Raw genomic sequence first — 26168 nt, 5'->3', positions numbered from 1 at the left:
CCCCCCCCCCCCCCCCCCCCCCCCCCCCCCCCCCCCCCCCCCCCCCCCCCCCCCCCCCCCCCCCCCCCCCCCCCCCCCCCCCCCCCCGGGCCCGGCGGGTGCCGGGGCCGGGGCTACCAGAAGACGACGAGGAATCCGTCGCCGCCGACCGTGCCGGGCTGGCCGGCCGCTGCGATGCCGCCGCCCGGGCCGCCGTTGCCGCCGATGACGGTCCCGGCCGGGGTGGCGACGATGCCGTCGACCACACCGCCGCCGGTGGACCCGTCGGCGTCCAGGCCGGTCCGGGTGACACCGCCGGTGCGGCAGGTGGCGGTTCCGCCGTCGCCGGGCGTGCCGGCCGTGCCGATGCCGGACGCCAGGCCGCCGCCACCGCCGCCGCCACCCGTGCCGCCGCCGGCGTTGACCACCACGTCGCCCCCGGCCGAGGCGAGGGTCGTCGCCGTGCCGTCCCGGCCTCCGGTGCCGTTGCCGCCGTTGCCGCCGTTGACGCCGTAGTTCCCGGCGGCGCCGCCGCCGCCCAGGGCTCCGTGGTCGCCGAGGACGACGGTGTAGCTCTTGCCCGGCTTCACCGGCACCGAGCACCAGGCGAAGCCACCGCCACCGCCACCGCCACCGGGACCGCCCACACCGCCCGCGCTGCCGGCGTGGCCGCCGCCACCGCCGCCACCGCCGCCGCCAGCGCCCCACGCCTGGACGAACACCGAGGTGACGCCGGGCGGGGGTACGAACGAGCCGTCGTTGGTGAACTCCTGCACACCGTGCGGGACGCCGTGCGGCTTCGGCTTCGGCTGGTACGGGTCCTCGCCCTCGTGCGGCGGGGGTCCGTCGTGCTCACCGGGCGGGGGGCCGTCGTACTCGCCCGGCGGGGGTTCCATCAGGTTGACGCCGGTGCGGATCGCGCCGGTGCGGTCGCCGTCGGCCGGGGCGGCCTGGGACACGCCGGCCAGCTGGGCCGTGACGGCCGCCGCGGTGAGCGCCGCGACGGCCAGGGCCCGGCGCCTGCGGCGGGGAGTGGTGCTCGCGTACATGTCTTCCTTAGCTCCCCCCGGCCGCGACGGCCGACGGGAAGTTCGGTGAGGTCGGACAGGGAGCGGACCGCGTCGGTCCGCCGCACATCTCACCGAGGCTCGGGCACCAACACCCGACAGGCGCGGCCGGGGATAACCCGACCGGCCCGCCAGGTTGGGCCGCCCGGCCCACCGCGGGCGGCCCACCGCGGCGACCCACCGCGGGCGGGCGGCCCCGTGTCACATGGCGCGCTCGTGGCCCTCCCAGTACGGGTCGCGGAGCCTGCGCTTGTACAGCTTGCCGTTGGGGTCGCGCGGCATCGTCCCTATGAAGTCCACCGTCTTGGGCCGCTTGTAGCCGGCCAGCTGCCGCTCGCAGTGGTGGAGGATCTCCGCGGCGAGCGCGTCACCCGCCTCGAAGCCCTCCGCGGGCTCGATGACCGCCTTGACCTCCTCGCCCCAGGAAGGGTGCGGGATGCCGAAGGCGGCGGCGTCGGCGACGGCCGGATGGGTGAGCAGGGCCGACTCGATCTCGGCCGGGTAGATGTTGACCCCGCCCGAGATGATCATGTCGATCTTGCGGTCGCGCAGGAAGAGGTACCCCTCCTCGTCCATCAGTCCGAGGTCGCCGACGGTGAAGAAGTCGCCGATGCGGTTCTTCTTCGTCTTGCCCTCGTCCTTGTGGTAGCTGAAGCCGCCGGTGTTCATCTTGATGTAGACGGTGCCCAGTTCACCGGGCGGCAGCCGGTTGCCGTCGTCGTCGAAGACGGCCAGCTCGCTGATCGGCCAGGCCTTGCCGACGGTTCCCGGCTTCTTGAGCCAGTCCTCGGCCGTCGCGAAGGCACCGCCGCCCTCGCTCGCCGCGTAGTACTCCTCCACGCAGCCGCCCCACCAGTCGATCATCGCCCGCTTGACGTGGTCCGGGCAGGGCGCGGCGCCGTGGATGGCGTGCCGCATGGAGGAGACGTCGTACGCGTCCTTGGTCTCCTGTGGGAGCGCGAGCAGCCGGTGGAACTGCGTCGGCACCATGTGGGTGTGGGTACACGCGTGATCGTCGATCAGGCGCAGCATCTCCTGCGGGGTCCACTTGTCCATCAGCACGAGCGGGTGGCCGATGTGCAGGGCGGCGCCCGCGAACTGCAGGACGGCCGTGTGGTAGAGCGGCGAGCAGACCAGGTGGACGTTGTCGTCGAAGGGGCGGATGCCGAAGATGCCGAGGAAGCCGCCGAGGTACGTCTCCTCCGGGAGCTTGCCGGGCAGCGGGCGGCGGATGCCGCGCGGCCGGCCCGTGGTGCCGGAGGTGTAGTTCATGACCCAGCCGAGGGTGCGCCCCTCGGGGGCCGTTCCGGGCTGCCCGTCGAGGAGTTCGCCGTACGCACGGAAGCCCGCGACGGCGCCGACGGCGTAGCGGTGGCTCGCGGCCAGGCCGGCCTCGTCGGCCGCGGCGGCGGCCGCTTCGCCGAACCGCTCGTGGGCGATGAGGACCTTGGCTCCGGAGTCGGCGACGATCCAGGCGATCTCGGGGCCGACGAGGTGGTGGTTGACGGGGACGAGGTAGAAGCCCGCCTGCGCGGCGGCGAGGTAGGCGGTGAAGAACTCCACGCCGTTGGGGAGGACGACGGCGAAGACGTCGCCCTGCTCCAGTCCGGCGGCGCGCAGGCCGTGGACGAGGCGGTTGACGTCGGCGTGGAGGCGGCCCGCGCTCCACTCCTCGCCCTCGGGGGTGACCAGGACGGTGCGCCCGGGGTCGGCGGTGGCCTGCGCCCAGAATCCGTTGGGTCGTTCGGTCATCGTGTTCACGCCTCTCAGGCCCGGCCGGCGATACGGGTGATGCGGTCGATGGCTCGCTCGAACCCGCTGGTGAGGTCGTCAAAGACGGCCTGGACGCTGCGTTCGGTGTTCATCCGGCCGACGATCTGGCCGACGGGCGTGCCGAGCAGCGGCTGGACCTCGTACTTCTGGATCCGGGAGACGGCCTCGGCGACGAGCAGGCCCTGCAGGGGCATGGGGAGGGCGCCGGGCCCCTCCGGGTCGTCCCAGGCGTCGGTCCACTCGGTGCGCAACTGGCGGGCGGGCTTGCCGGTGAGGGCGCGGGAGCGGACGGTGTCGCCGGAGCCGGCGGCGAGGAGCTTCTCGGTGAGGGCGCGGGAGTGGAGGTCGGCCTCGGTGGTGGTGAGCCAGAGGGATCCGAGCCAGGCGCCCTGGGCTCCGAGGGCGAGTCCGGCGGCGATCTGCTCGCCGCTGCCGATGCCGCCGGCGGCGAGGACGGGGAGCGGGGCGACGGCCTCGGCGATCTCGGGGACCAGGACCATGGTGGCGATGTCGCCGGTGTGGCCGCCGGCCTCGTAGCCCTGGGCGACGACGATGTCGATGCCGGCTTCTGCGTGGCGGCGGGCGTGCTTGGCGCTGCCGGCGAGGGCGGCGACGAGGACGCCGTGGTCGTGGGCGCGCGCGATGACGTCGGCGGGCGGGGAACCGAGGGCGTTCGCCAGGAGTTTGATGGGGTAGTCGAAGGCGACGTCGAGCTGGTTGCGGGCGACCTGCTCCATCCAGCCGGTGATCCGCCAGCCGGAGGCCTCGCCCTCGGCGAGCTCGGGCACGTGGTGCTTGGCGAGGGTGTCGCGGACGAAGTCGCGGTGCGCGGCCGGGATCATGGCCTCGATGTCGGCCTCGCTGATGCCGTCGACGGCCTTCTTGGCGGGCATGACGACATCGAGGCCGTAGGGCTTGCCGTCGGTGTGCTCCTGCATCCAGTCGAGGTCGCGCTTGAGGTCGTCGGGGGCGGTGTAGCGCACCGCGCCGAGTACCCCGAAACCGCCCGCGCGGGTGATGGCAGCGGCGACCGCCGGGAAGGGCGTGAAGCCGAAGATGGCGTGCTCGACTCCCAGTTTCTTGCTCAGCTCCGTCTCCATGGGCGGCAGGATGCCGCAGCCCTGCATTCGAGGGAAGAGATTTTCTGATGCAGTGTCAGATTCTTTACGGGCCGCTCGGTGCGGGGCCCGCCTCTGGGGCGGGCAGATACCCACTAACGTGCGGCGCAGTCGACGCCCGGACGCGCGTGCCGGCCCCGCCGGTAGGCGAGCAACGGGGCCCGGAGCGCAGCCCCGGGAAACCGCGCCGCGTGCCGACTCGAACAGGAGGGCCGGAGATGCAAGCAGTCACGGGGGCCGATCCCTCGGCAGCCGCGGCCGCCGAGGGATCGGCGGGTGCGAGCACGCGTGCGCGGGCGGGTGCGGGCGCGGGCGCGGGCGCCGAAGGCTCGACGGGTGCGGCCGCGGGCACGGGTGCAGGTGCGCGGGCGGGCGCGGTCGCTTACGCGGGCGAGGGTGCGAACACGGGGGCGGGTCCGGGCGCGGGCACGGGTCCGGGCGCGGGCGCGGGTCCGGGCGCGGGCGCGGGTCCGGAGGCAGGCGCGGGCACGGGTGCAGATGCGGGTGCGGACGTGGGCACGGGCGTGGGTGCACGGGCGGACGCGGGCGCGGGGCCGGACGCGGACGCGGGCGCGGGAGCGGGCGCGGGCGCGGGAGCGGGCGCGGGCGCGGGTCCGGAGGCAGGCGCGGGCACGGGTGCAGATGCGGGTGCGGACGTGGGCACGGGCGTGGGTGCACGGGCGGACGCGGGTGCGGGGGCGGGCGCAGACACAGACACAGACGCAGGGGCGGGTGCGGGCGCGGGCGCAGACGCAGGGGCGGACGCGGGAGCGGACGCAGAGGCAGACGCGGGAGCGGGAGCGGGAGCAAACGCGGATGCGGATGCGGATGCGGATGCGGATGCGGATGCGCGGGCGAGTGGCGGGTTGAGTAGGCGGCGGCTTGGGGCGCGGTTGCTTGCGCTTGGCGGGGTGCTTGTGCTGCATACCGCGCTGCCCGGGAGCGCCGGGGCCGCGGGGAACCCGGCCGAGCGGCGTGCGCTTCAGGGGCTGCGCCTGCGGTACGGGTCCGCGCGCCGGGCCGGGCTGCTGGAGAAGCACCTGGAGGGGGTGGCGGACGAGGCCCGGCGGTTCCTCGGCCCCTCCCCCGAACACCCCTACTACGCGGGCGCCGTGGTCCTCGCCGGGCGGGGCCGGACCGTCGCCCTGCACCGCGCCATGGGCGAAGCCGTGCGGTACGCGGACTACGACGGGCGGACCGACCGGGTCCGGGAGTTCCCCGCGGCGGAGCGGATCGCGATGGCCGAGGACACGGTCTTCGACCTGGCCTCGCTGACCAAGCTGTTCACCTCCCTGCTGGCGGTGCAGCAGATGGAGCGGGGCCGGCTGGAGCTGGAGGCTCCGGTGTGCCGCTACCTGCCGGAGTTCGTCGGAGGCGGCAAGGAGGCCGTCACGGTCCGGCAACTGCTCACGCACACCTCGGGACTGCGCTCCTGGGCGCCCTTCTACCAGGAGCCCACCCGCGAGGGTCGGTTGAGGCTGCTGTGGTCGGTGAAACCCCAGGAGGTTCCCGGGACCGTGTACCGGTACTCCGACCTCAATCTCATCGCGCTCCAACTGCTCCTGGAACGGATCACCGGCCACACTTTGGATGTCCTGCTCCACGACGAGATCACCGCTCCGCTAGGGATGCACCGCACTCGTTTCAACCCACCGCTCTCATGGCGCCGCGTCACCGCCGCCACCGAGGTACAGCGACCGCCCTGGTCCGGCCTGGACCGCGGACTGGTCTGGGGCGAGGTCCACGACGAGAACGCCTACGCCCTCGGCGGGGTCGCCGGCCACGCCGGCGTCTTCGGCACCGCCTGGGACCTGGCCGTCCTCGCCCGCGCCCTCCTCGACGGCGGCGTCTACGCCGGCAAGCGCATCCTGCGCCCCGCCTCCGTGGAACTGCTCTTCACCGACTACAACACCGCGTTCCCCGGCGACGACCACGGCCTCGGCTTCGAGCTCTACCAGCACTGGTACATGGGCGCGATGGCCACCCCGCACTCCGCCGGCCACACCGGATTCACCGGCACCTCCCTCGTACTGGACCCCTCCACCGACTCCTTCCTGATCCTGCTCGGGAACTCCGTCCACCCCGTACGGACCTGGCGCGCCGGCAGCGCGCCCCGCGTCGCCGTCGGCAACCGCTTCGCCCGGGCCGTCCCGGTCCGTACGAGGCACGGCGGCCCGGCCTGGTACTCCGGCATGGACGTCGGCGGCAGCGGCACCCTCACCCTGCCCCCGCTCACCCCGGCCGGGCCCGCCGCCCGGCTGCGCTGCGCGGTGTGGTGGGACACGGTGCCCGGCGAGGGCGCGCTCCACCTGGAGGCGTCACCCGACGGGGAGACCTGGCAGCCGCTGCCGTTCAGCACCGTGCGCACCACCGGCGGCGCCGCGGAGCAGTGGCCACTCGGCTCCGTCTCCGGATGGTCCGGCCGCATCTGGCACCGTCTGGAGGCCCCGCTCGCCGACTGGGCCGGCCGCGAGGTCCGCCTCCGCTTCCGGCACTCCTCGACGGGCCGCTACGTGGGGCGGGGAAGCTACGTCGACGTCGTACGCGTGGCGGAACCGGCCCGCCTCCTGTTCGCCGAGGACCGCCCCGCCGACGCCGCCCGCATCGAGGCCACCGGCTGGACCCGCTCTGCGGACTAGCGGCGGCATAAAAGCGTGTCCCGCGGTGTTGTCGATCGTTGGTGAGGTTTGTTTACCTTTCAACACACCGAAGGCAGGTTCGGCACATGACCACCGACATCGACTGGGACAACCCCATCGACCCGAAGCCGGGCTGGACTCTCGACCACGTCGAGCTCTACGTCAACTCGGGCGGCACCGAAGGGCAGTTCTGGCGGGACACCCAGACCCTGCTCCTGACCACCCTGGGGCGCGTCTCCGGGAAGCCCGTCCGGACCCCGCTCATCTACGGTGAGGACAAGGGGCGCTACTTCATCGTCGCCTCCAAGGGCGGCGCCCCCGAGGACCCGCTCTGGTACCGCAACCTGAGCGCGCACCCCGAGGTCCGCATCCAGGTCGGCCCCGAGATCCTCCAGGCCACGGCCCGTACGGCGACGTCCGCCGAGCGCGCCGAGTACTGGCCGCTGATGGTCGGCCACTGGCCCGCGTACGACGAGTACCAGAGCAAGACCGACCGCGAGATCCCGATCGTGGTCATCGAGCCCCACGCGTAGCTGGCGGACACAGCGCGTCAGCGCCCCAGCACCGCCATCGCCGCGTTGTGCCCGGGGACCCCGCTGACGCCGCCGCCGCGCACCGCGCCGGCGCCGCACAGCAGGACGTTGCGGTGCGCGGTCTCCACGCCCCACCGGCCCGTGTCCTGGTCCCCGTAGGGCCAGGACAGGTCCCGGTGGAAGATGTGCCCGCCGGGCAGCCGCAGCTCGCGCTCCAGGTCGAGCGGGGTCTTCGCCTCGATGCAGGGGCGGCCGTCGGCGTCGAAGGCCAGGCAGTCGGTGATCGGCTCGGCCAGGTGCGCGTCGAGCTGGGCGAGGGTGGCGGTCAGCAGCACCTCCCTCGCCCCCTGGTTGTCGTGCGCGAACAGCCGGGCCGGCGTGTGCAGTCCGAAGAGCGTGAGCGTCTGGTAGCCCTGCTCCGCCAGTTCGGGGCCGAGGATCGTGCGGTCCGTCAGCGAGTGGCAGTAGATCTCCGAGGGCGGTACGGAGGGGAGTTCGCCGGTGGCGGCCTCGGCGTAGGCCCGCGCGAGCTGCTCGTAGCCCTCCGCGATGTGGAAGGTGCCGCCGAAGGCCTCGTGCGGGTCCACGGCCGCGTCCCGCAGCCGGGGCAGCCGCCGCAGCAGCATGTTGACCTTCAGCTGGGCCCCTTCGACCGGGGACGGCGCCGCCTCCTCCCCGAGGAGTTCGGCCAGCGCCCGCGGCGAGGCGTTGACCAGCACGGTGCGCCCGACCACCCGCCCCTCCCCCGTCGCCGTACGGAAGGTCACCTCGGCCGGGGTGGTGCCGTCCGTGTCGATCCGCAGCGCCTCGTGCCCGGTGGCGATCTCCGCCCCGGCGGCCCGGGCCGCGGCCGCCAGGGCATCCGTCAGCGCGCCCATGCCGCCGACCGGGACGTTCCAGTCCCCGGTCCCGCCGCCGATGACGTGGTAGAGGAAGCACCGGTTCTGCGCGAGTCCGGGGTCGTGCGCGTCGGCGAAGGTGCCGATCAGCCCGTCGGTGAGGACTACGCCCCGGACCAGGTCGTCGGCGAAGGTCCGCTCCACCGCCTGCCCCAGCGGCTCCTCGAAGAGCATCCGCCAGGCCGCCTCGTCGTCGACCCGGGCCCGTAGCTCCTGGCGGGTGGGCAGCGGCTCGGTCAGGGTGGGGAAGACGTTGCGCGCGACCCGGCCGGTCGTCCCGTAGAAGGCGCGCCAGCTCTCGTACTCCCGGTCCGAGCCGGTGAGACGGGCGAAGGACTCCCGGGTGCGCGCCTCGCCGCCGCCCACGAGCAGTCCGCCGGCCCGGCCGCCGCGTTCCACAGGGGTGTACGAGGAGACCGTGCGGGCCCGCACGGCGAATTCGAGCCCGAGGTCGCGCACGATCTTCGCCGGGAGCAGCGAGACGAGGTAGGAGTAGCGCGAGAGCCGGGCGTCGACGCCCGCGAAGGGGCGGGTGGAGACCGCGGCTCCGCCGGTGTGCCCGAGCCGTTCGAGGACCAGGACCGAGCGGCCCGCCCGGGCCAGGTAGGCGGCGGCGACCAGGCCGTTGTGTCCGCCCCCCACGATCACATCGTCGTACACGTCACGTCCGAAGCCCCGCGAGGTCGTCATGGCTCTTGGTAACACACCTGCCCAAGCCGTTCCAGACAGTACGCCTCGTCGGCGTGGGCCAGCGCCGTGTCGGGGTGCTCGTCGCCGAGGGCCCGCTCGCGGATGCCGGAGAGCTCCCGGTAGACCGGCAGCGCCTCCTCCCATCGCCCCAGCCGGCCGAGTCCGACGGCGAGTTCGCGGCGGCTGGCCAGGGTGTCGGGGTGTTCGGCGCCGAGCACCTTGGCGCGCGCCGCGCCGACCTCCCGGGCCTCGGCGACCGCTTCCTCCCAGCGCTCCAGCCGGCCCAGGTTGACGCCGAGGACGTGCCGGGCGCGCAGCGTCTCCGCGTCGGCGGCCCCGTACGCCCGGGTGCGGTCGCGGACCAGGGCCCGGAACAGGTCGAGGGCCTGCGCGCTGCGCCCGGTGCGGCCGAGGGCGATGCCGACCTCGTACCGCGCGGCCAGGGTGTCCGGATGGTCGCGGCCGAGCACCCGCTCCCGGATCGCGGCGACGTCCCGGAAGCCGTCGAGGGCCTCCTCCCAGCGCTCCAGCCGGCCGAGCGCGTACGCCACTTCGTAGCGGGTCAGCAGGGTGTCCGCGTGCTCCGCTCCCAGGACGGCCGCCCGGTCGACGGCGACCTCGGCCGCGGTGCGGTGCGCCTCGCCGAACCGGCCGAGGGCGCCGAGCGCGCAGGCCACGTTGTGGCGGCAGCGCAGCGTGTCGGGGTGGCGCGGGCCCGCGGTGCGCTCCCGGGCGGCGAGCACCGCGCGGTAGGTCTGGTACGCCTCCTGGTGGCGGCCGAGCCTGGCCGTCTCGTACGCCGCCTCCTGGCGCGCGGCGAGGGTGTCGGCGTGGTCCGGGCCGAGCACCCGGGCGCGCCCCTCGGCCACGGCCGTGTACTCGGCCAGCGCCTCCTCGGGGCGGCCGGCGCGGCTGAGGGCGAAGGCCCGCGTGTGGCCGGCGGCGAGCGCGGCGGCGGCGCCGGTCGGATCGGCGCCGGCCGGGGCGGAGCCGAACCCGCCCGCGCCGGACGCACCCGCACCCGGCCCACCCGCACCGGACGCCACGGTGGGCGCCGCGGAGCCCGGCCCGCGCGGGACCCCGTACGCGGTGGTCAGGCGCGGGTCCTCGGCGGGGGCGGGCTGCGCGACGCGCTGCGCCCCGCTCGGCCGGGCCGCGGTCCAGGAGCCGGTGAGCACGGCCCACTCCCCGCTCGCGGGGCGGGCGTCGATGCCGGCCTTGCGTCCCGCGGTCATGCCGCGGGCCCACTCGGGCAGCGGGGCCAGGGGGCCGGGCATCCCGCCCGGGCCGAGCCTGGCCTCGACGAGCCGCCGGTGCAGGTGGCGGGCGTCGCCGGGGCGGTCCTCGGGGCGCTTGGCGAGCAGTTCCAGGACCATCTCGTCGAAGTAGCCGGGCAGCTCCGAGCGGTGCTCGCGCGGCGGCACGGGCGCGGTGTCCCGGTGGCCGACGAGTACCGACCAGGAGTCGCCGAGGTCGAAGGGCGGGGCTCCGGTGGCGATCTCGTACAGCACGCAGCCGAGGGAGTAGAGGTCGCTGCGGTGGTCGACCTCGCCGCCGGCGATCTGCTCCGGCGACATGTAGTGCGGGGTGCCCATGGCCATGCCACCGCCGGTGAGCTTGGCGGTGAAGCCGATGTCGTGGGCGAGGCGGGCGATGCCGAAGTCGCAGATCTTCACCGTGCCGTCGGTGAGCCGCATGATGTTGGCCGGTTTCAGGTCACGGTGGACCACGCCCTGGTCGTGCGTGTAGCCGAGGGCGGCGGCCATCTGCTCGGCGATGTCGACGACCACGTCCACGGGGAGCGGGCGCGTTTCGTTGTCCTCCAGGAGCTGGCTGAGGTTGCGGCCCTCCAGGAGCTCCATGACGAGGTAGAGGGGGCCGCCGGAGGCGCTGTCGTCGCCGAAGTCGTGGACGACGGTGACACCGCGGTGCTGGAGGGAGGCCGCGACGCGGGCCTCGCGGCGGAAGCGTTCGCGCAGGACCTGGGTGAAGTGGGCGTCCTGATCGTGCCCGACGGGCTTGAGGCATTTGACGGCGACCTGCCGGCCGAGCGACTCGTCCCGGGCCCGCCACACCTCGCCCATGCCGCCGCGACCGATCAGATCGAGCGACCGGTACCGGCCCTGGATCAGTCTGGACTCCGCCATGTCTTGAAGTCGCCCCCGTGTGTCGCCCTAAGCCCTCCCCGGCCCGTCCAGTATGGCCGCTGATGTACGCAGTGTGTACGGCGAGGGGCGGCTGGTGGGGCCCATGCGACGCATCGCTTTCAAGATGTGACCTGGCGGCAGCTGCCAGCGCAGACCTGCGGGAATGGCGCGCAACAGGTGCCCGGTGAGACGCAGGCGCCGCGTGACGCTGCGCGGGGCCGGTGCGGGTCGCCCGTACAGCTGGTGCGCGTACGCCGGGAGTGATCCGTACGCGAGGTCGGCGAGGGGACGCCACAGCAGGTTTCGGCCAGGGACGAGCAGGGCGCGGGTGGGCGGGCTGCGCAGGAAGTCGTCCACGGCCCGGGCATCGGCGCCGGCGGCGAGCAGGGGCCGCACCTCGGCGAAGTACGCGGCGAGCTGCGCGGTGTCGGCTGGCACCTCCGAGGGGTCGAGTCCGACGAGACGGGCGTTGGTCCGGTTCTCGGCGACGTAGCGGTCGGCCTGGGCGGGGGTGAGGCGGACGCCTGAGCGGCGCAGGACGTGCAGGAAGCTGTCGATCTGGGCGCAGTGGATCCAGAGCAGCAGTTCCGGGTCGTCCACGGGGAAGCGCTCACCGGTCGCGGGGTCGGTCGCGGACAGCATCCGGTGGATCTTGCGGACCCGGGCACCGGCGCGTTCTGCGGCCTCGGTGGTGCCGTAGGTGATGGTGCCGACGAAGTCGGCGGTGCGCAGCAGCCGGCCCCAGGCGTCGTTGCGGAAGTCGGAGTTCTCCATGACTCCGCGGACGGCGCGGGGGTGCAGGGCCTGGAGGTAGAGGGCACGGACTCCGGCGATCCACATCATCGGGTCTCCGTGGCACTGCCAGGTGACGGAGTCGGGGCCGTAGAGCCCGGGGTCGGGCACGCCAGAGTCGCCAGGGGCGCCGGGACCGTCGGGCCCGCTGTCCGGCTTCGTCGCGCTCATGATCCCCCTGTTTCCCTTGTGTCCTCGCCGTCCTCTGCGTCGACGGCCGGATCCGGCCAGTCCACCGCGTAGTACTTCAGACGCTCGTCCTCTCCCACCAGTCTCATCCCGGCCGCCGTCATCACGCGCTGCGAGGCGGTGTTGCCGTGGTCCGTGTCCCCCTCGACCCGGGTGATCCCGTACGCACGGGCGAGGAGCAGCAGGGCGCGCAGCGCCTCCGTGGCGTACCCGAGGCCCCGCACCTCCGGGACCAGCCCGTACCCGACGGTGAGCGTGCCGTCCTGGTCCGGGGGCCCGTGGAAGCCGAGGCCGCCGATGGCCCGGCCGTCCTCGCGGCGGCGGATCTCGTACGCCCCGAACGGCGCCGGGTCGCCGTGGGCCTCGCAGGTCTCCAGATGGCGCAGCGCCCCGGTGGTGTCGGCCCGCGCGGGGTATCCCGGGGCCCAGCCGGGATTCGCGCCCGGTGTGCCCCGCGTCAGGGCTGCCGCTTCGCGGGCGCTCATCGGGTGGAGCACGAGCCGGGCGGTGACGAGGTCTTCCATAGGGCTGGAGTATCCCCGGATATGGGAGCCGCATACATCGGCCGGATGTACTCCGGCTCGTGGGGCGACGGCCGTTGCACCGGAGCCCCGCACGTCTCCGTCACCCTCGAACAGGAATCAGGAACCACAACCATGGCGAACTTCAGCGTCGTTCCCGGCGCGGCGGTGTCCGAGATCCTCAGCGACTCGCACAAGGACGTGCTCCGCATCATTGCCGAGACCTATGTGGCCCACGAGCAGGGGCAGTCGGTGAACCCCGACAGCTACTTCCTGCGCTTCCCCGACAAGCCCAACGCGCGGGTCATCGCGTTGCCCTCCTACCTCGGGGGCAACGTCGACACCATCGGCATGAAGTGGATCGCCAGCTTCCCCGACAACATCCGCCACGGCCTGCCGCGCGCCTCGGCCACCCTGCTCCTGAACGACTACGCCACCGGCTACCCGCTGGCCTGCCTGGAGGCCGCGAGCATCAGCGCCGCCCGAACGGCGGCCTCCGCTGCCGTCGCGGCGGCCGAACTGCTCGGCTCCGAGGAGCCCGTACGGGTCTCCTTCATCGGCGCCGGCGTGATCGCCCGTACCGTCCTCGACTACCTCGCCGCCCACGGCATCCGCATCGCGGAGGTCCTGGTCCACGACCTGGACGCCGTCAGCGCGGGCCACCTCGGCGCGCACGCCACCGGGCGCCTCGGCGTTCCGGTCACCTCGGGAAGCCTGGACGAGGCGCTCACCCGGGACCTGGTCGTCTTCGCCACGACGGCCGCCACGCCCTACGTGAGCGGCGACACCCCGCTGCGCGCCGGGCAGGTGATCCTGAACGTTTCGCTGCGGGACCTGGCCCCCGAACTGCTCCTGAAGACGAACAACGTGGTGGACGACATCGACCACTGCCTCAAGGCCCAGACCTCGCCCCACCTGACCGAACAGCTCACCGGTGGACGCGAGTTCATCAACGGGACGCTGGGCGCCCTGCTCCAGGGCGAGGTCGCCCTGGACCCGGCCCGGGCGACCGTCTTCTCCCCCTTCGGACTCGGCATCCTCGACCTGGCCGTGGGCCACCACGTCCTGGCCGAGGCCCGCCGCCGCGGCACCGCCGTCGACATCCCCGACTTCATCGGGGAGACCACGCGCTGGTAGGCCCCCGTCGCCCCCGTCAGTGGCGGCTCAACGTGCCGTGCAGGAGTTCCAGCCGGTGCTGGGCCAGTTGGAGGTGCCCCGGCTCAAGGGACGGGAGGTCCCGCAGGAGCCCGATGAGTACGGGTCCGGCCTCGATGGCCGCGGTGGGTTCCTTGAGCTGGCTCCAGCAGTAGAGGGCGCCCGCCGCCGCCGCGCGCATTTCAGGTGTGTCCGGAGCTTCCGGCGACCGGTCGGCCAGCCTGATCCGGCCGACACGGGTCCACAGCTGGGTCGCGAGCCGGAAGTCGCCCGCCATGCGGGCGAGGTCGGCGCGGATCTCCAGCCAGTCGACCGCTTCCGGCGAGGCGTACCCGTGGGTCTGCAGTACGTACTGCTCCCACGCCTCGGCGAGGTCGGCGGCCTCGGCGTGCCGGCCGGAGCTGGCCAGGTCGTGGATGTGGGGACGCGGGTTCCGGGCGGCCGGACTGGCCCCGGCGCCGGCGTCCGGCTGGGCCGACGGGGTCGCGGGCTCGGCCGCGGCCGCGGGCACGGGCGGCACGGGCGCGGGTACGGCCACGGGCGGCGCGGCCTGCCACGCAGCGGCCGGGGCCCCGAGCTCACGTGCCGTCGGCAGGACGAGGGTGCCCGGCGGCAGCGATGCGGCTCCCGCCGCCAGGGCGTGCAGTTGGAGGTTGGCCGGCCGGGCGGGGTTGCTGCGGAGCTGCTCGATCCAGTGGCGGGTGTACCTGCTGACGACGTTGCCGCCGCCTTCGAAGCCGGGCGGGCAGACCACTCCGTAGACCTCGGCGGAGGGGGACGCGGGCAGGCTGCCGTATTCCTGGAGCAGCGGCCACGCCGCCTTGTCCGCGGCCAGGTCGAGCAGCACGGTGGTCAGCCCGGCGGGCCGTCCGCGCAGTTCGGTACCGAGCCACTCCCACGGGAGCGCGGTGTAGCGCACCGAGCCGGCCGTCGTCCCGGCCAGCGCGAGGTGGAGCTTGCCGCCCCGGCGGTCCACGGTGAGCCGGCCCGACAGGTACACGAGCAGCGGACCCGGCGTGGCCGCGGCGGTGCGCAGCCGCATCAGCACGAGGTTCGGGTCCCGAGCGCCGTCGAGGTACGTCGTGTCGCACGCGACATCGCAGTTCAGGAGTGCCTGGACCGGCACCACCCCCAGCGCCGCCAAGTTGGCGCTCGGCGCCACCTGCACGGTGCGGCGCCGCACGGCGGCGTCCCCCGCTATGAGGAGCACGTGCCCGCGCTGCTGCTCCAGCCCAATGTTCTGCATGAGCAGACCGTACTCACAACAGGCGGTACTCGAAGAACTCCGCCCGCACTCCATTCGGCGCAGTCCTGCGCGACCGGACGGTCCGGGGCGTCTTGACTGGCGGGATGGACGCCCCGTCTACGTCACGGCCCTCATCCGCCGCGTACCGCAATCTGCTCCTGGCGACGCTCGGCTTCACGCTCACCTTCTGGGCGTGGGACCTGATCGCGCCGCTCGCCGGCGACTACAAGGACCGGCTCCGCCTCAGCTCGTTCCAGCAGTCGCTGCTGGTCGCGGTGCCGGTGCTGGTCGGGTCGCTGGGGCGGATCCCGGTGGGTGCGCTGACGGACCGCTACGGGGCGAGGCTGATGTTCCCGGTGGTGTCCGCGCTCACCATCGTGCCCGTGCTGCTGCTGATCCCCGCGCGCGACAGCTACGGTCTGACGCTCGCGGTCGGCTTCCTGCTGGGTCTGGGCGGCACGACGTTCGCGATCGGGATCCCGCTGGTCAACTCCTGGTTCCCGCCCGCCCGGCGGGGGTTCGCGCTCGGTGTCTTCGGCATGGGCATGGGCGGTGTCGCCCTGTCCGGGTACGTCACGCCGCGCATCGCGAAACACGACCCCGACCTGCCCTTCCTCGTGGTGGCACTGGCGCTCGCCGGGTACGCCGCCCTGGCGGCCCTGCTGCTCAGGGACCGGCCCGACCGGCCCGTACCGACGGCCTCGCTCGCCTCGCGGCTGCGCGGGGCGGGGCGCCTGCGGGTGACGTGGGAGCTGGCCGCGCTGTACGCGATCGGGTTCGGCGGGATCGTCGCGTTCGGGGTGTACCTGCCGACGTACCTGAAGACCTGGTACGGCCTGTCGGCGACCGACGCCGGTACCAAGGCGGCGGGCTTCGCCCTGGTCACGGTGGTCTTCCGGCCGGTCGGCGGCTGGCTGTCGGACCGGATCCACCCGGCGCTGGTCACGGCCGGGGCCCTGGGCCTGGTGGCCCTCCTCGCGATCGTGCAGGCATTCGATCCGGCGATGGACCCGGTCGGCACGCTCGCCCTGCTGCTGATGGCGGCCGGGCTCGGGACCGCGAGCGGCAGCGTCTTCGCCCTGGTCTCGCAGGTGACGCCACAGCCGCAGGTGGGCAGTGTGACGGGCATCGTCGGAGCGATGGGCGGCCTCGGCGGCTTCGTGCCCCCGCTGGTGATGGGTGCGATCTACAGCGCGAAGGACTCGTACTCGATCGGCTTCATGCTGCTGTCGGACCTCGCGCTCGCCGGATGCGTGTACGCCTACGCCAGGATGCGGACCGTACGGCCCGCATCCTGAAGGCGCGTCCGCCGTTTTGGGGCCACCGTGCGGTTGTGACCACAGCCGCTGGATGTCCCCAGCCCATCCGATCAACCAGCACTTACGCCAACCAGCTTCGGCACGATGCGGAGCTGTCCACCGAGGGTTCTTGGCACATCGGTACAGACACTCAGGCCCTCCGGCCGCTGTGCTGACGAAGACGCGACTTCCCCCCTCCGGCAGCCGCAAGATGCGCCCTCCCGCCACTGCGTCACTCCCGACTCCTTCCCAGACCGCCGCCGGGTCATTCCCTCGAAATGACGCGGCCAGCACGACCTGCGGATCCGCCGCGGGGTTGCCACCGGAAGCGTCATCGGCCGTCCGGACCAGACACGGCGCCATCGAGCGTGCCACGGCACGTGGTCTGATTCACGCTCCCCTCCATGGGGATGCCCTGCACGTCCACGGCATGAGCGAGGGCGAGTTCCGGCTCCGTGTGCTGCGCGATGCCAGTACGCAGGCCGACCGCGATGACGCCCTCTGTCAGCCGCTCCTCCTACACCGCTGGCGCCAGCATCTGAAGCAGCTCCGGACTGATGTGGCTCCGGGTGCACTCAGCTCCTCCGCTCAAAGCGGCTACGGAGCGCTCAAGACGGACAGCAAGTGCGTGGACAAGCCATGCTGGCGCTCCTGGAATCGGAAAGGGCCGCAGCGCCTCCGAGGCAGGTCCGATGCTGATCCTCCCGTGCTCAGCGTCCGCTTACTCGGTCACGGGCATGCTCAGAGGGCTGGAGCGCGGCCTGTGGCGCGTTGCCAGTCCCGGTAAGCGGCAACGGCTGTGGGAAGCGTGGGGAAGATGCGCTCCGGGCCGACCTTTGCTGTCAGGCCGTAGGCGTCGAGGGCGTGGCGCAGGTCCTGCTTGACGCGGGCGAGGGCGAACACGATCTCCTGTTGGGCGAGTTCGGAGCGCAGGGCCTCGACGGCGTCGAGGGCGGTGATGTCGACCTCGACGTTGGCCTCGGTGTTCAGGACGAACCAGTGCACGGACTCGTCCTGGGCCGCGACCGAGGCCAGCGCCCGGCGGCGGAAGTCCTCGGCGTTGGCGAAGAACAACGGTGAGTCGTAGCGGTAGATGAGGAGGCCGGGAATGGTGCGGGCGGTCGGGTAGTCGTCGATGTCGTGCATGCCGGCCAGACCGGGCACCATGCCCTCGACCGCATCGTGGGGACGGGCGACCCTCATGAGCAGTTCGGCGACGGAGAGCGCCACGGCGAGGAGCACGCCGTACAGCATGCCGAAGGTGAGGACGCCGAGACCGCAGCCGAGGGCGAGCAGGAATTCGCGGCGGCGGAAGGCTGCCAGCCTGTGGAACTCACCGACCTCGACTAGGCGTACGGCGGCGTAGACGACGATGGCGCCGAGGGCGGCGGAGGGGGTGTGGGCGAGCAGTGGGCCGAGGAAGAGCAGCACAGCGGACACGCAGGCGGCGCCGACCAGCGAGTACGCCTGGGTATGGGCTTCCGAGGAATCCGCGATGGCGGTTCGGCTGGCACTGCTGCTGACCGGAAAGCCGTGCAGGACTCCGGCGCCGATGTTCGCCGCGCCGAGGGCGAGCAGCTCGCGGTTGGGGTCCAGGGGGTGCGGGTCGTCGTGCCGGGCGAAGGCGCGTGCGGTCAGGACGACGTCGGTGTAGCCGACCAGCAGCACGCCGAGAGCCGGCAGGACCAGGTCGGCGAGGTCAGCCAGCCGGGGCAGGGCGAAACCCGGCAAGCCGGTCGGTACCGCGCCGATGACGGCGATTCCCCTGTCCTCGTCCAGCCCGAAGACCGCCACCACCGCCGTGGCCAGGACGAGGACGAGGAGTGGTCCGGGCAGAGCCCGCTTCAGGAGAGGCAGGGTGAACAGCAGGAGCAGGCAGCCCGCGGCAATTAGGGTCGTGGGCCAGTGCAGGTCGCCGATGTGGCGGAGGAACGAGAGCAGCTGGGGGAAGAACCCCGATCCGCTGCCACTGGTCCTAGTCAGGCGGGGCAGCTGATCCACGATCATGATGAAGGCGACTCCGGCCAGGTAGCCGATGAGCACGGGCCTGGAGAGAAGGTCGGCCAGGAAGCCCAGCCGGACGGCCCAAGCGACCAGACAGAGCAGGCCGACGACGAGGGCCAGAGCCGCCGCGAGCGCCGCGTAGCGCGTGGGGTCGCCAGCTGCGAGAGGCCCGACGGCCACAGCGGTCATGAGTGCGGTGGTCGACTCCGGTCCGACGGACAGCAGGCGCGAGGTGCCGCTCAGGGCGTAGAGGAGCATGGCCGGCAGGACGGCCCACAGGCCGACGACCGGCGGCAGGCCGGCCACACCCGCGTAAGCCATGACCTGCGGCACCAGGTAGGCGGCGACCGTGATCCCGGCCAGGACGTCGCCCCGTAGCCAGCTCGTCCGGTAGCCGCGGAAGGCGGGCGGGATCGCAGTGCGCCGTCCGTGCTTCGGCATGGCACCTCCGGAACTCCAAGCGGGCTGTGGTCACATCGTGCCGGGCAGAGCGCTGCAAGGAGGTGAAGCGCGCGAGTGGCCGACCGCTACGTGCTGCTCTTTCGCAGACGGAAGCCGGTGACGATGTCGGGCCTGATCCGGATCGCTCCCGATGCGGTGCCCTCGACCCAAGGCTGCAGGAGATGCGCGTAGCGTTCGACCTCGTCGGGGGCGGTGACGGCGGTGGCGTAGCCGGTGGCGACCACGCTCCACCCCAGGCGTTCTCCTTGATCGATGGCGTCGGCTTCGTACGCGACGACCACGCCCGCACCCCCCTGTGCCGCGAGCAAGGCTGCCAGCGTCGAGCCGTCCTGGACCTGGACAATGATGTCGCCGGCGACGAGAAGGTGGTTGACCGGACGCACGGCGGGCAGCGCGTGACGGGTGAACACGATCCGGCCCAGTTCGACGGTGCCCAGCAACTGCAGCGCCTCGTCCGCGCTGAGTTCTTCCATCTGTCGTCCCGGCATGCTGACGGCAGGCGAGCTGGTGGTCGTAGAGGCCGGGTCGCTCTTCATCATGTGCATCCTTGGTCAAGCGGGCGGGACGCAGGTGCCCTTGCCCGCTGTCGGCTCCTCAAAGGGGCATGGGCCCTGGGGCATGGCTTCGCAGCACCGCGAGCCGCCGGCTGTATTCCTCGTCGTCGATCTCGCCTCTGGCGAATCGTTCCGCGAGAAGTCTCTCGACCCCGTCGTCGGCGGCTGGGTACGGCGCGGGTGCCGTGCGCCCGTCCGCACCGTCTCGCCTGATGGCGCGGATCACGAGGACGGTCGCCGCGACGATCAGGGTCCAGACGATCAGCGTGGTGAGGGACACGGCGAACCATCCCCAGGCCCCCATGCCATGGCCATTCCAGTACATCGCGCACCTGCCGGGTGGACGGGTCGATGACCGCTTGTCGGCCGTCTGTTGCCAGGATCTCCGGCTGCACCAACCCTGGGCATGGGCCGGTCGGCCCACAGACGGGGCCACAGGGCCCATGCCCGGGACCGGCGGGAACGCCAAGACTGAAGACGGACTCGAACAGGAGGCCGTTCATGAGCACCCCTTCACCCACCCGTATCTCCGAGGCGCTGCCCGCCGACTGCCGTTCCCGTCTGATGGAACTGGCCCAAGAGGTCAACTTCGACGAAGGGACCCATCTCTTCCGCGAAGGTGGCCACGCCGACCGGTTCTGGATCGTCCGGTCCGGCACCGTGACCCTGGACGTCCACGTACCCGGGCGGCGCCCCGCCGTCATCGAGAGCCTCGGCGCCGGCCAGCTGGTCGGCTGCTCGTGGCTCTTCAAGCCGTACTCCTGGCGTCTGGGCGCCGAAGCGATGACGCCCGTCCGCGCATACGAGTTCGACGCGGAGCGCGTACGGGCGCTGATGGACACCGACGCCGCCTTCGGCTCGGCTCTGGGCCACTGGGTCGGGCAGGTCCTCGCCAACCGGCTGCAGGCCGCCCGCGTGCGCCTTCTCGATCTGTACGCGCCCTACGGCAGCGGCAGCTTCCTCTGATCGTCCGCACGGCGAAGGAGCCGGTCATGCCCGCATCCCGCTACACCGTCAGTGACGTCATGACGCACACCGCCGTCGCCATCGGCCGCGAGGCGTCCTACAAGGAGATCGTCGAGCTGATGCACCAGTGGAAGGTCAGCGCGGTCCCCGTCCTGGAAGGCGAGGGCCGGGTCGTCGGCTTGGTCTCCGAGGCGGACCTGCTACCGAAAGAGGAGTTCCGGCGGACGGATCCCTCTCTGCCCGGTCAGATGGAGGAGGCGTCGAAGGCCGCCGGCGTGCTGGCCGAGGAGCTCATGTCGAGCCCGGCGATCACGGTGCATCCCGACGCGCCCGTCGCCGAAGCCGCCCGGATCATGGCGCACAAGCACGTCAAGCGCCTGCCCGTGGTGAACGCGCTCGGCATGCTGGAGGGTGTGGTCAGCCGCAGCGACCTCCTGAAGGTGTTCCTGCGGCCCGACGAGGAGCTCGAGGAGGAGATCCGCCAGAGCGTGCTCACCGAGCTGACACCCGGCGTGAACGTGGACTTCGCCGTACGAGACGGCGTCGTCACCCTGCGCGGCCCGCTGCGGGACCGGGCCCTGGTCCCCCTGCTCGCGCGGGCGATCCGAGCGGTCGAGGGTGTCGTGGACGTCCGGATGGAGCTGAACGGCGCCGTCGCTGCCTAGCGCCTTCGCACGGCCACGGGGTGCGTTGCACGCCTTCCTGAGACAATGCGGATGGGAAGCGTCATGGGGACCGAACCAGGGGCGATCATGTCCGATGATCCGAAGGCATCCGCCGAGGCGCCGATCAAGGTGTTCCTCCTCGACGACCACGAAGTGGTCCGTCGCGGGCTGCGAGACCTCCTGGACGCCGAGCCGGACATCAGCGTCGTGGGCGAGGCGGGCACGGCCGAACAGGCACTGGCCCGCGGGCCGGCACTGCGCCCGGACGTGGCCGTGCTCGACGTACGGCTTCCCGACAGCGACGGCATCACCGTCTGCCGCGAGCTGCGCTCTCGCATGCCCGGCCTGGCCTGTCTGATGCTGACGTCGTTCGATGACGAGGACGCACTGCTGGACGCGATCATGGCGGGCGCCGCCGGGTACGTGCTGAAGCAGATCAAGGGTTCCGACCTGGTCTCCGCGGTCCGGACGGTGGCCACCGGGCAGTCCATGCTGGATCCAGCCACCACCGCCCGTCTGATGCGCTCGCTGCGGGACCCTGAGAGCGCCAAGGAACCGGAAGATGCCCGCCTGGCGGCTCTGTCGGAACGCGAACGGGCAGTGCTGGAGCTCATCGGTGAGGGTCTCACCAACCGGCAGATCGCCAAACAGCTCTACCTGTCCGAGAAGACGGTCAAGAACCACATCTCACGGCTGCTGGGCAAGCTCGGCGTGGAGCGGCGGGTCCAGGCCGCCGTCATCGCCGCCCAGGTACACGAGCACGACGCCGGGACTGCGAAGCAGTAAGAACGTCGGCGACGGTCACGACGGGGGCGGGACCAGGGGCACCTGCCACTCCAGGCGAGTGCCCGGTTCACCGTCGCCCCGCGCTGCGACGTCCATCCGGCCGCTGAGCCTTTCGGCACGCTCTGCCAGGTTCCGCAGTCCGCTGCGCCGACCGCCCTCGGGCAGGCCGACGCCGCTGTCCGTCACCGTGAGGGTCAGGTTCCCGTCGGCCGCAACGATCGAGACCTCGACGCGCGTGGCCTCGGCATGGCGGGCGACGTTGGTGAGAGCCTCCCCCACCACGGCGAGGACCTCGTCGGCGACGGCCGACGGTACGTCGGTGTCGATCAGACCCTCCATTCTGAGGGCCGGCGCGAAGCCGAGGGCTGCAGCCGCCTCGTCCAGGGCCTGGACAGCGCGGGAGCGCAGCTTGGACGCCTCCCCGGGGGCGTCGTGCTCGCGGAGCCCGAAGATGGTCGATCGGATGATCTTGATGGTGGCGTCGAGGTCGTCCACGGCGCGGGCGAGGCGTTCGGACGCCTGGGGGTGGTCGACGAAGCGCTGGGCGCTCTGGAGGGTCATGCCGGTGGCGAAGAGGCGCTGGATGGCCAGGTCGTGCAGGTCGCGAGCGATGCGGTCGTGGTCCTCCAGCAGGCTCATCTGCTCGGTGTCGCGGCGCCGGTCGGCAAGCTCCAACGCGAGAGCGGCCTGGCCCGCGAACCCCGGAAGCGGGGCGACCTCCGTGGGGGCGAACACGGGGCGACCGTGCCGCCGGGCGAGCATGAGGACGCCGCTGAGCTTCTCCTTGGTGCCGACGGTGACGGCCACGGCCGGGCCGAAGCCCGCCCACCGCTCGGGTTGCACGGTGACGCGCTCATCGATCGCCACGTCGGGGACGGTGATGAGGCCGTTGCGCGCCAGGGCGGCCTCGGCGAGAGTGCCCTGGGTGCTGGGCAGGACGATCCCGCGGTGCGCCTCGGCCCCCTCCCCGAGCGCGAGGGAGCCCCGCAGTTCACCGGCGGAGCCGAGCAGGTAGAAGACGACCATGTCGGCGCTGGTGATGTCCTTGGCCCGTTCCAGCATGCCCTCAAGGACCTCCTCCTCGGGCGCTCCGGAGAGCAGGGCGCTGGTGATGTCGGAGCTGGCCTCCAGCCAGCGCTCGCGCAACCGGACCTCCTCGAAGAGCCGGGCATTTTCGATGGCGATGCCTGCCGCGACGGCGAGGGTGGAAAGGACCGATTCGTCCTCCGCGTCGAATTCGGCTCCGCCGCGCTTCTCAGTCAGGTAGAGGTTGCCGAAGACGTCCTCGCGGACCCGGATCGGGACACCGAGGAAGGAGTGCATCGGCGGGTGGTGGTCCGGGAACCCGTACGAGGCAGGGTGCTCGGACAGCTCCGACAGTCGCAGCGGTTCGGGATGGCGGATCAGCTCGCCGAGGATGCCGTGGCCGGAGGGCAGGTCTCCGATCTGTGCGCGGAGGCTGTCGCTGATGCCGACGGGCAGGAACTCGGCCAGCTTCTTGTCGTTCCCGATGACTCCGAGGGCCCCGTACTCGGCGTCCACGAGCACCACGGCGGCCTCGACGATGCCTTGCAGGACCTGCGGCAGGTCCAGCTCCCGGCCCACGGACATGACAGCCTCAAGCAGACCGTTCAGCCGGTCCCGCGTGCCTCTGACCTCGTCGATCCGTACCTGCAGCTCGTCCAGCAGTTCGTCTAGCCGCAGTCGAGGAACACCGCTGCCGGTGGGCTGTTCCCCTGTGCTCATGCCCGCCTCCGGCCGGAAATGATGGCGAGAAGGCCACCACTTCCACGGTATCCCCGGCCCGAGGGCCCGGCCTTCCCACTCAGTGGGAGGCCATTGCGCCGTTCGGCCTCTGCTCGTGCCGCGGCGTGCCGTCGTCGTGCAGGTGCCGGACGTGGGCGTCCGGGCCGGGGAAGAACACGCTGGTACGACCGGTGTCGGACCAGCGCACGTCGTACGGCGGGGTGCCGTCGTCATGGTGCAGGGCGATGACTTCGCCGTCACGGCCGGGCTTTCCGATGGTGGGGCCGCCGACGACGATCTGGTCGCCCACCTCGGCGTGGATCCCGTGCCCGTCGGCAGGTGAATGTGCGTTCATGGTCGTGCCTTTCCGTGGAATGCGCTGCGCAGGAGGCGGGCGGTGACGAATGCTGCGAGGGCTGCCGCGGTGGAGAGCCCTGCGCCGGCCCAGCCGACCGGCTCGGTGTCCAGCAGCGACTGCAGAGCGGGAACGTGCAGGGCAGCCATCGCCAGGAGGGCGGAAACCGCCACGGAGGCGGGGAGGAAGAGGTTCTGGGTGGTGAGCAGCCGGGCCCGCAGACCCATGGCCACGCCCAGCTGGGCACCGAGCAGAGACAGGAAGAGCACGCTCTGCCAGGGCAGGTCCATGGCTCGCGCGCCCATGCCGGCGATCAGGCTCAACGCCGTCACGGCCGCGGCGAGGACGAGCAGGCGCTGCCACACTCCTGCGGCCAGGATGTGCTGCCCGGGCGGCCGGGGCGGGCGCCGCATGGCTTCCGGTGCGGCGGGTTCCGCGCCCATGGCCACGCCGGTCAGGCCGTGGGTGAGGAGGTTGATCCACAGGATCTGCCCCGCCCGCAGCGGCAGGGCCAGGCCGAGCAGGGGGCCTGCCAGCATCACGAGGATCTCGGCGGCTCCGCCGGCCATGGCGTAGACGAGGAAGCGCCGGATGTTGTCGTAGACGCGGCGGCCTTCCTCGACGGCCGTGACCACGGTGGAGAGCTCGTCGTCGGTGAGGACGAGGTCGGCGGCCTGGCGGGCCACCTCCGTGCCGCGGGCGCCCATGGCGACGCCGATGTCGGCCTGGCGGAGGGCGGGGCCGTCGTTGACGCCGTCCCCGGTCATGGCGGTCACTGCGCCGCGGGCCCGCCAGGCGTGGACGATGTCCAGCTTCTGCTGTGGATCGGTCCGGGCGAAGACCCGGACCGCGGTCAGGTCGGTGTCCGGTGCTGCGGCCAGCTCTGGTCCGGTGACCACCGCATCGGCCGGCCCGTCCTCTACGAGGCCGATGCGTACGGCGATGGCGTGGGCCGTCGCGGGGTGGTCGCCGGTGATCATGATCGGGGTGATGCCGGCGGCGCGGCAGGCTGCCACGGTGGCCGCGGCCGCCGCTTTCGGCGGATCGCTGATGGCGATCAGGCCGAGAAGGCCCAGTCCGCGTTCCGCCTCGGTGGCGGGCGGATTCCACTGGAGCCGTTCGGTGCCTGCCACCGCCAGGACCCTGAATCCGTGCGAGGCCAGCTCGGCGGCCTGTTGGCGGGCCTGGTCCAGGACCTCGGGCGGCTCGGCGAGCACCATGGGAACCAGGACGGCCTCGGGCGCCCCTTTGAGGCAGACCAGAACGTTGCCGTCCGGCAGGTGGTGGAGGGTGGTCATCCGTTTACGCAGGCTGTCAAAGGGGGCTTCTCCGATCCGGGGGCAGTCCCGGTGCAGCTCGGCAGGGTCGGGGCAGCCGGCCTTGGCGGCGGCTGCCAGCAGTGCGGCCTCCATGGGATCACCCACGGCGGCCCACATGTCGGATCCACTCTGGGGCGGTTTCAGGCTCGCGTCGTTGCACAGGGCTGCCGTGGTGAGGAGCACCTGCAGTGGGCGGAGCTGCTCGGGTGTCAGGGAGCGTCCGGAACGGGTCAGGGCTCCGTGGGGTTCGTATCCGCTGCCGGACACGTCGGCGGCTCCGGACGGCGTCCACACGTGCTGGACGACCATGCGGCCCTCGGTGAGGGTGCCGGTCTTGTCCGTGGCCAGCACGCTCACCGAGCCGAGTGTCTCGACCGCCGGCAGGCGTCGGACCAGGGCTCCCCGGGCCGCCATGCGGCGGGCCCCGAGGGCGAGGGCCAGGGTGACCACGGCGGGCAGGGATTCGGGTACCGCGGCGACGGCCAGGCTGATGGCGGTGACCGCCATCGTGCTCACGCCGAGGCCGCGTACGAGGCCCAGGGCGAAGAAGAGCACGCACAGGGCGAGGGTGGCTGTGGCCAGAACGCGGCCGAGGGAAGCGAGGCGGCGCTGGAGCGGGGTCGGCTCGTGTTCCCCGCCGAGGAGCGCCGCGATCCGGCCGAGGGCACTGGAGGATCCGGTGGCCGTGGCGATCGCGGTACCCCGACCGCGCACCACGACGGTGCCGGCGCCGACCGTGTCACCGGCAGTTTTGGCGACGGGTTCCGATTCGCCGGTGAGCATGGACTCGTCCAGCAGGAGGGCCGACGCCTCGGTGAGGTCTGCATCCGCGGCGACGATGTCTCCCTCGCCCAGGAGCAGGCTGTCACCGGGCACCACCAGCGCTGCCGGCACCTCGTGGGCGGCACCGTCGCGCCGCACTCGGGCGTGCGGGGCCGAGAGCGCGGAGAGGGCGGCGACCGCGTGGTCCGCCCGGACCTCCTGGGCCACTCCCACGGTCGTGTTGAAGAGGACCACCAGGCCGATGACGACGGCGTCCGGGTGGTCACCGATCGCGATGGTCAGCAGGGCGGCACCGAGCAGCACCATGATCAGCGGATCGCGCAACTGCGCCAGCACCCGACGGTGCAGGGGTGTGGGTCGCGGAGGTGCCACTTCGTTGCGCCCGTACCGGGCGAGTCGGCTTTCGGCCTCGGACTGCGTCAGCCCCGCCGGGTCCGAGGATCCGAGGGACGGCATGTCGATCGCGCGACTGGTCATGGCGG

The 26168-nt window shown here is 72.6% G+C and carries 21 protein-coding genes; 7 read left to right on the top strand and 14 right to left on the bottom strand.

Translation table 11 applies throughout. The annotated features are described in order from the left end of the window. Positions 1–113: 113 nt before the first annotated feature. The 3 genes from ACZ7GJ_RS35435 to ACZ7GJ_RS35425 all read right to left on the bottom strand — a co-directional run bounded on the left by ACZ7GJ_RS35435 (position 114) and on the right by ACZ7GJ_RS35425 (position 3919). Positions 114–1028, bottom strand: coding sequence for a hypothetical protein (locus ACZ7GJ_RS35435; RefSeq protein ID WP_470757725.1), 915 nt, complete (start codon positions 1026–1028; stop codon positions 114–116). 219 nt (positions 1029–1247) lie between these two features. After that, positions 1248–2798 carry an acyl-CoA synthetase gene (locus ACZ7GJ_RS35430; RefSeq protein ID WP_470757723.1) on the bottom strand — a complete coding sequence of 517 codons (1551 nt, stop codon included), beginning with the start codon at positions 2796–2798 and terminating at the stop codon, positions 1248–1250. A gap of 14 nt (positions 2799–2812) precedes the next feature. After that, positions 2813–3919, bottom strand: a complete 1107-nt coding sequence (locus ACZ7GJ_RS35425; RefSeq protein WP_470757721.1) for an NAD(P)H-dependent flavin oxidoreductase — start codon at positions 3917–3919, stop codon at positions 2813–2815. A 929-nt stretch (positions 3920–4848) separates the two neighbouring features. Here ACZ7GJ_RS35425 and ACZ7GJ_RS35420 point away from each other — a divergent pair. Beyond that, positions 4849–6576 carry a serine hydrolase domain-containing protein gene (locus ACZ7GJ_RS35420; RefSeq protein WP_470757719.1) on the top strand — a complete coding sequence of 576 codons (1728 nt, stop codon included), beginning with the start codon at positions 4849–4851 and terminating at the stop codon, positions 6574–6576. 86 nt (positions 6577–6662) lie between these two features. Continuing rightward, positions 6663–7109 carry a nitroreductase family deazaflavin-dependent oxidoreductase gene (locus tag ACZ7GJ_RS35415; RefSeq protein WP_470757717.1) on the top strand — a complete coding sequence of 149 codons (447 nt, stop codon included), beginning with the start codon at positions 6663–6665 and terminating at the stop codon, positions 7107–7109. A 17-nt stretch (positions 7110–7126) separates the two neighbouring features. Here ACZ7GJ_RS35415 and ACZ7GJ_RS35410 read toward each other — a convergent pair whose 3' ends face one another. The 4 genes from ACZ7GJ_RS35410 to ACZ7GJ_RS35395 are packed head-to-tail and all read right to left on the bottom strand — an operon-like array spanning position 7127 to position 12350. Beyond that, entirely contained in the window at positions 7127–8698 is a 1572-nt protein-coding gene (locus ACZ7GJ_RS35410) for a phytoene desaturase family protein (RefSeq protein ID WP_470757715.1), read from the bottom strand. Beyond that, positions 8695–10845 (bottom strand): serine/threonine-protein kinase, encoded by a 2151-nt coding sequence (locus ACZ7GJ_RS35405; protein WP_470757713.1) that lies wholly within the window; start codon positions 10843–10845, stop codon positions 8695–8697. The genes ACZ7GJ_RS35410 and ACZ7GJ_RS35405 overlap by 4 nt, the downstream gene beginning before the upstream one ends. Positions 10846–10872: 27 nt before the next feature. After that, positions 10873–11808 (bottom strand): oxygenase MpaB family protein, encoded by a 936-nt coding sequence (locus tag ACZ7GJ_RS35400; protein WP_470757711.1) that lies wholly within the window; start codon positions 11806–11808, stop codon positions 10873–10875. After that, complete coding sequence (locus ACZ7GJ_RS35395) at positions 11805–12350, bottom strand: GNAT family N-acetyltransferase (RefSeq protein ID WP_470757710.1); 546 nt, start codon at positions 12348–12350, stop codon at positions 11805–11807. The genes ACZ7GJ_RS35400 and ACZ7GJ_RS35395 overlap by 4 nt, the downstream gene beginning before the upstream one ends. A 132-nt stretch (positions 12351–12482) precedes the next feature. Between ACZ7GJ_RS35395 and sbnB the strand changes: the two genes are divergently transcribed. Beyond that, positions 12483–13484: a 2,3-diaminopropionate biosynthesis protein SbnB gene (gene sbnB / locus ACZ7GJ_RS35390; RefSeq protein WP_470757729.1), complete on the top strand. Its 1002-nt coding sequence runs from the start codon at positions 12483–12485 to the stop codon at positions 13482–13484. Positions 13485–13500: 16 nt separating this feature from the next. Here sbnB and ACZ7GJ_RS35385 read toward each other — a convergent pair whose 3' ends face one another. Beyond that, positions 13501–14748, bottom strand: coding sequence for a hypothetical protein (locus ACZ7GJ_RS35385; RefSeq protein WP_470757708.1), 1248 nt, complete (start codon positions 14746–14748; stop codon positions 13501–13503). Positions 14749–14852: 104 nt separating this feature from the next. On the opposite strand from ACZ7GJ_RS35385, the gene ACZ7GJ_RS35380 reads away from it, so the two are divergent. After that, entirely contained in the window at positions 14853–16046 is a 1194-nt protein-coding gene (locus tag ACZ7GJ_RS35380; protein ID WP_470757706.1) for an MFS transporter, read from the top strand. Between the two features lie 741 nt (positions 16047–16787). Here ACZ7GJ_RS35380 and ACZ7GJ_RS35375 read toward each other — a convergent pair. The 3 genes from ACZ7GJ_RS35375 to ACZ7GJ_RS35365 all read right to left on the bottom strand — a co-directional run bounded on the left by ACZ7GJ_RS35375 (position 16788) and on the right by ACZ7GJ_RS35365 (position 19346). Then, on the bottom strand, positions 16788–18491 hold the full coding sequence (locus tag ACZ7GJ_RS35375) for a SulP family inorganic anion transporter (protein WP_470757704.1): 1704 nt from the start codon (positions 18489–18491) through the stop codon (positions 16788–16790). Positions 18492–18577: 86 nt separating this feature from the next. After that, positions 18578–19051, bottom strand: coding sequence for a pyridoxamine 5'-phosphate oxidase family protein (locus ACZ7GJ_RS35370; RefSeq protein ID WP_470757702.1), 474 nt, complete (start codon positions 19049–19051; stop codon positions 18578–18580). Between the two features lie 55 nt (positions 19052–19106). After that, positions 19107–19346, bottom strand: coding sequence for an SHOCT domain-containing protein (locus tag ACZ7GJ_RS35365; RefSeq protein ID WP_470757700.1), 240 nt, complete (start codon positions 19344–19346; stop codon positions 19107–19109). Positions 19347–19567: 221 nt separating this feature from the next. Between ACZ7GJ_RS35365 and ACZ7GJ_RS35360 the strand changes: the two genes are divergently transcribed. From ACZ7GJ_RS35360 to ACZ7GJ_RS35350, 3 genes are all read left to right on the top strand, one after another. Continuing rightward, positions 19568–20032 (top strand): Crp/Fnr family transcriptional regulator, encoded by a 465-nt coding sequence (locus ACZ7GJ_RS35360; protein ID WP_470757698.1) that lies wholly within the window; start codon positions 19568–19570, stop codon positions 20030–20032. A 26-nt stretch (positions 20033–20058) separates the two neighbouring features. After that, on the top strand, positions 20059–20697 hold the full coding sequence (locus tag ACZ7GJ_RS35355; protein WP_470757696.1) for a CBS domain-containing protein: 639 nt from the start codon (positions 20059–20061) through the stop codon (positions 20695–20697). 87 nt (positions 20698–20784) lie between these two features. Continuing rightward, positions 20785–21483 (top strand): response regulator, encoded by a 699-nt coding sequence (locus ACZ7GJ_RS35350; RefSeq protein ID WP_470757694.1) that lies wholly within the window; start codon positions 20785–20787, stop codon positions 21481–21483. Between the two features lie 15 nt (positions 21484–21498). Here ACZ7GJ_RS35350 and ACZ7GJ_RS35345 read toward each other — a convergent pair whose 3' ends face one another. The 3 genes from ACZ7GJ_RS35345 to ACZ7GJ_RS35335 all read right to left on the bottom strand — a co-directional run bounded on the left by ACZ7GJ_RS35345 (position 21499) and on the right by ACZ7GJ_RS35335 (position 26163). Continuing rightward, a complete protein-coding gene (locus ACZ7GJ_RS35345) occupies positions 21499–23229 on the bottom strand; it encodes a sensor histidine kinase (RefSeq protein ID WP_470757692.1) in 1731 nt (576 codons plus the stop codon). A 79-nt stretch (positions 23230–23308) separates the two neighbouring features. Further along, positions 23309–23584 (bottom strand): DUF1918 domain-containing protein, encoded by a 276-nt coding sequence (locus tag ACZ7GJ_RS35340; protein WP_470757690.1) that lies wholly within the window; start codon positions 23582–23584, stop codon positions 23309–23311. Next, the gene (locus tag ACZ7GJ_RS35335; RefSeq protein ID WP_470757688.1) at positions 23581–26163 is read right to left on the bottom strand and encodes a cation-translocating P-type ATPase; all 2583 of its coding nucleotides are present in this window, start codon (positions 26161–26163) and stop codon (positions 23581–23583) included. The genes ACZ7GJ_RS35340 and ACZ7GJ_RS35335 overlap by 4 nt, the downstream gene beginning before the upstream one ends. Positions 26164–26168 lie beyond the last annotated feature (5 nt).

The sequence above is a fragment of the Streptomyces sp. NPDC037242 genome (assembly GCF_055604165.1).
Note: the sequence above shows the minus strand (reverse complement) of the source record. Positions and strands in the feature narration are given on the sequence as shown.

Coding starts and splice junctions, on each gene's coding strand:
- ACZ7GJ_RS35435 (WP_470757725.1), bottom strand. CDS start 1,028: ATGTACGCGAGCACCACTCCCCGCCGCAGGCGCCGGGCCCTGGCCGTC.
- ACZ7GJ_RS35430 (WP_470757723.1), bottom strand. CDS start 2,798: ATGACCGAACGACCCAACGGATTCTGGGCGCAGGCCACCGCCGACCCC.
- ACZ7GJ_RS35425 (WP_470757721.1), bottom strand. CDS start 3,919: ATGGAGACGGAGCTGAGCAAGAAACTGGGAGTCGAGCACGCCATCTTC.
- ACZ7GJ_RS35415 (WP_470757717.1), top strand. CDS start 6,663: ATGACCACCGACATCGACTGGGACAACCCCATCGACCCGAAGCCGGGC.
- ACZ7GJ_RS35410 (WP_470757715.1), bottom strand. CDS start 8,698: ATGACGACCTCGCGGGGCTTCGGACGTGACGTGTACGACGATGTGATC.
- ACZ7GJ_RS35405 (WP_470757713.1), bottom strand. CDS start 10,845: ATGGCGGAGTCCAGACTGATCCAGGGCCGGTACCGGTCGCTCGATCTG.
- ACZ7GJ_RS35400 (WP_470757711.1), bottom strand. CDS start 11,808: ATGAGCGCGACGAAGCCGGACAGCGGGCCCGACGGTCCCGGCGCCCCT.
- ACZ7GJ_RS35395 (WP_470757710.1), bottom strand. CDS start 12,350: ATGGAAGACCTCGTCACCGCCCGGCTCGTGCTCCACCCGATGAGCGCC.
- sbnB (WP_470757729.1), top strand. CDS start 12,483: ATGGCGAACTTCAGCGTCGTTCCCGGCGCGGCGGTGTCCGAGATCCTC.
- ACZ7GJ_RS35385 (WP_470757708.1), bottom strand. CDS start 14,748: ATGCAGAACATTGGGCTGGAGCAGCAGCGCGGGCACGTGCTCCTCATA.
- ACZ7GJ_RS35380 (WP_470757706.1), top strand. CDS start 14,853: ATGGACGCCCCGTCTACGTCACGGCCCTCATCCGCCGCGTACCGCAAT.
- ACZ7GJ_RS35375 (WP_470757704.1), bottom strand. CDS start 18,491: ATGCCGAAGCACGGACGGCGCACTGCGATCCCGCCCGCCTTCCGCGGC.
- ACZ7GJ_RS35370 (WP_470757702.1), bottom strand. CDS start 19,051: ATGATGAAGAGCGACCCGGCCTCTACGACCACCAGCTCGCCTGCCGTC.
- ACZ7GJ_RS35360 (WP_470757698.1), top strand. CDS start 19,568: ATGAGCACCCCTTCACCCACCCGTATCTCCGAGGCGCTGCCCGCCGAC.
- ACZ7GJ_RS35355 (WP_470757696.1), top strand. CDS start 20,059: ATGCCCGCATCCCGCTACACCGTCAGTGACGTCATGACGCACACCGCC.
- ACZ7GJ_RS35350 (WP_470757694.1), top strand. CDS start 20,785: ATGTCCGATGATCCGAAGGCATCCGCCGAGGCGCCGATCAAGGTGTTC.
- ACZ7GJ_RS35345 (WP_470757692.1), bottom strand. CDS start 23,229: ATGAGCACAGGGGAACAGCCCACCGGCAGCGGTGTTCCTCGACTGCGG.
- ACZ7GJ_RS35340 (WP_470757690.1), bottom strand. CDS start 23,584: ATGAACGCACATTCACCTGCCGACGGGCACGGGATCCACGCCGAGGTG.
- ACZ7GJ_RS35335 (WP_470757688.1), bottom strand. CDS start 26,163: ATGACCAGTCGCGCGATCGACATGCCGTCCCTCGGATCCTCGGACCCG.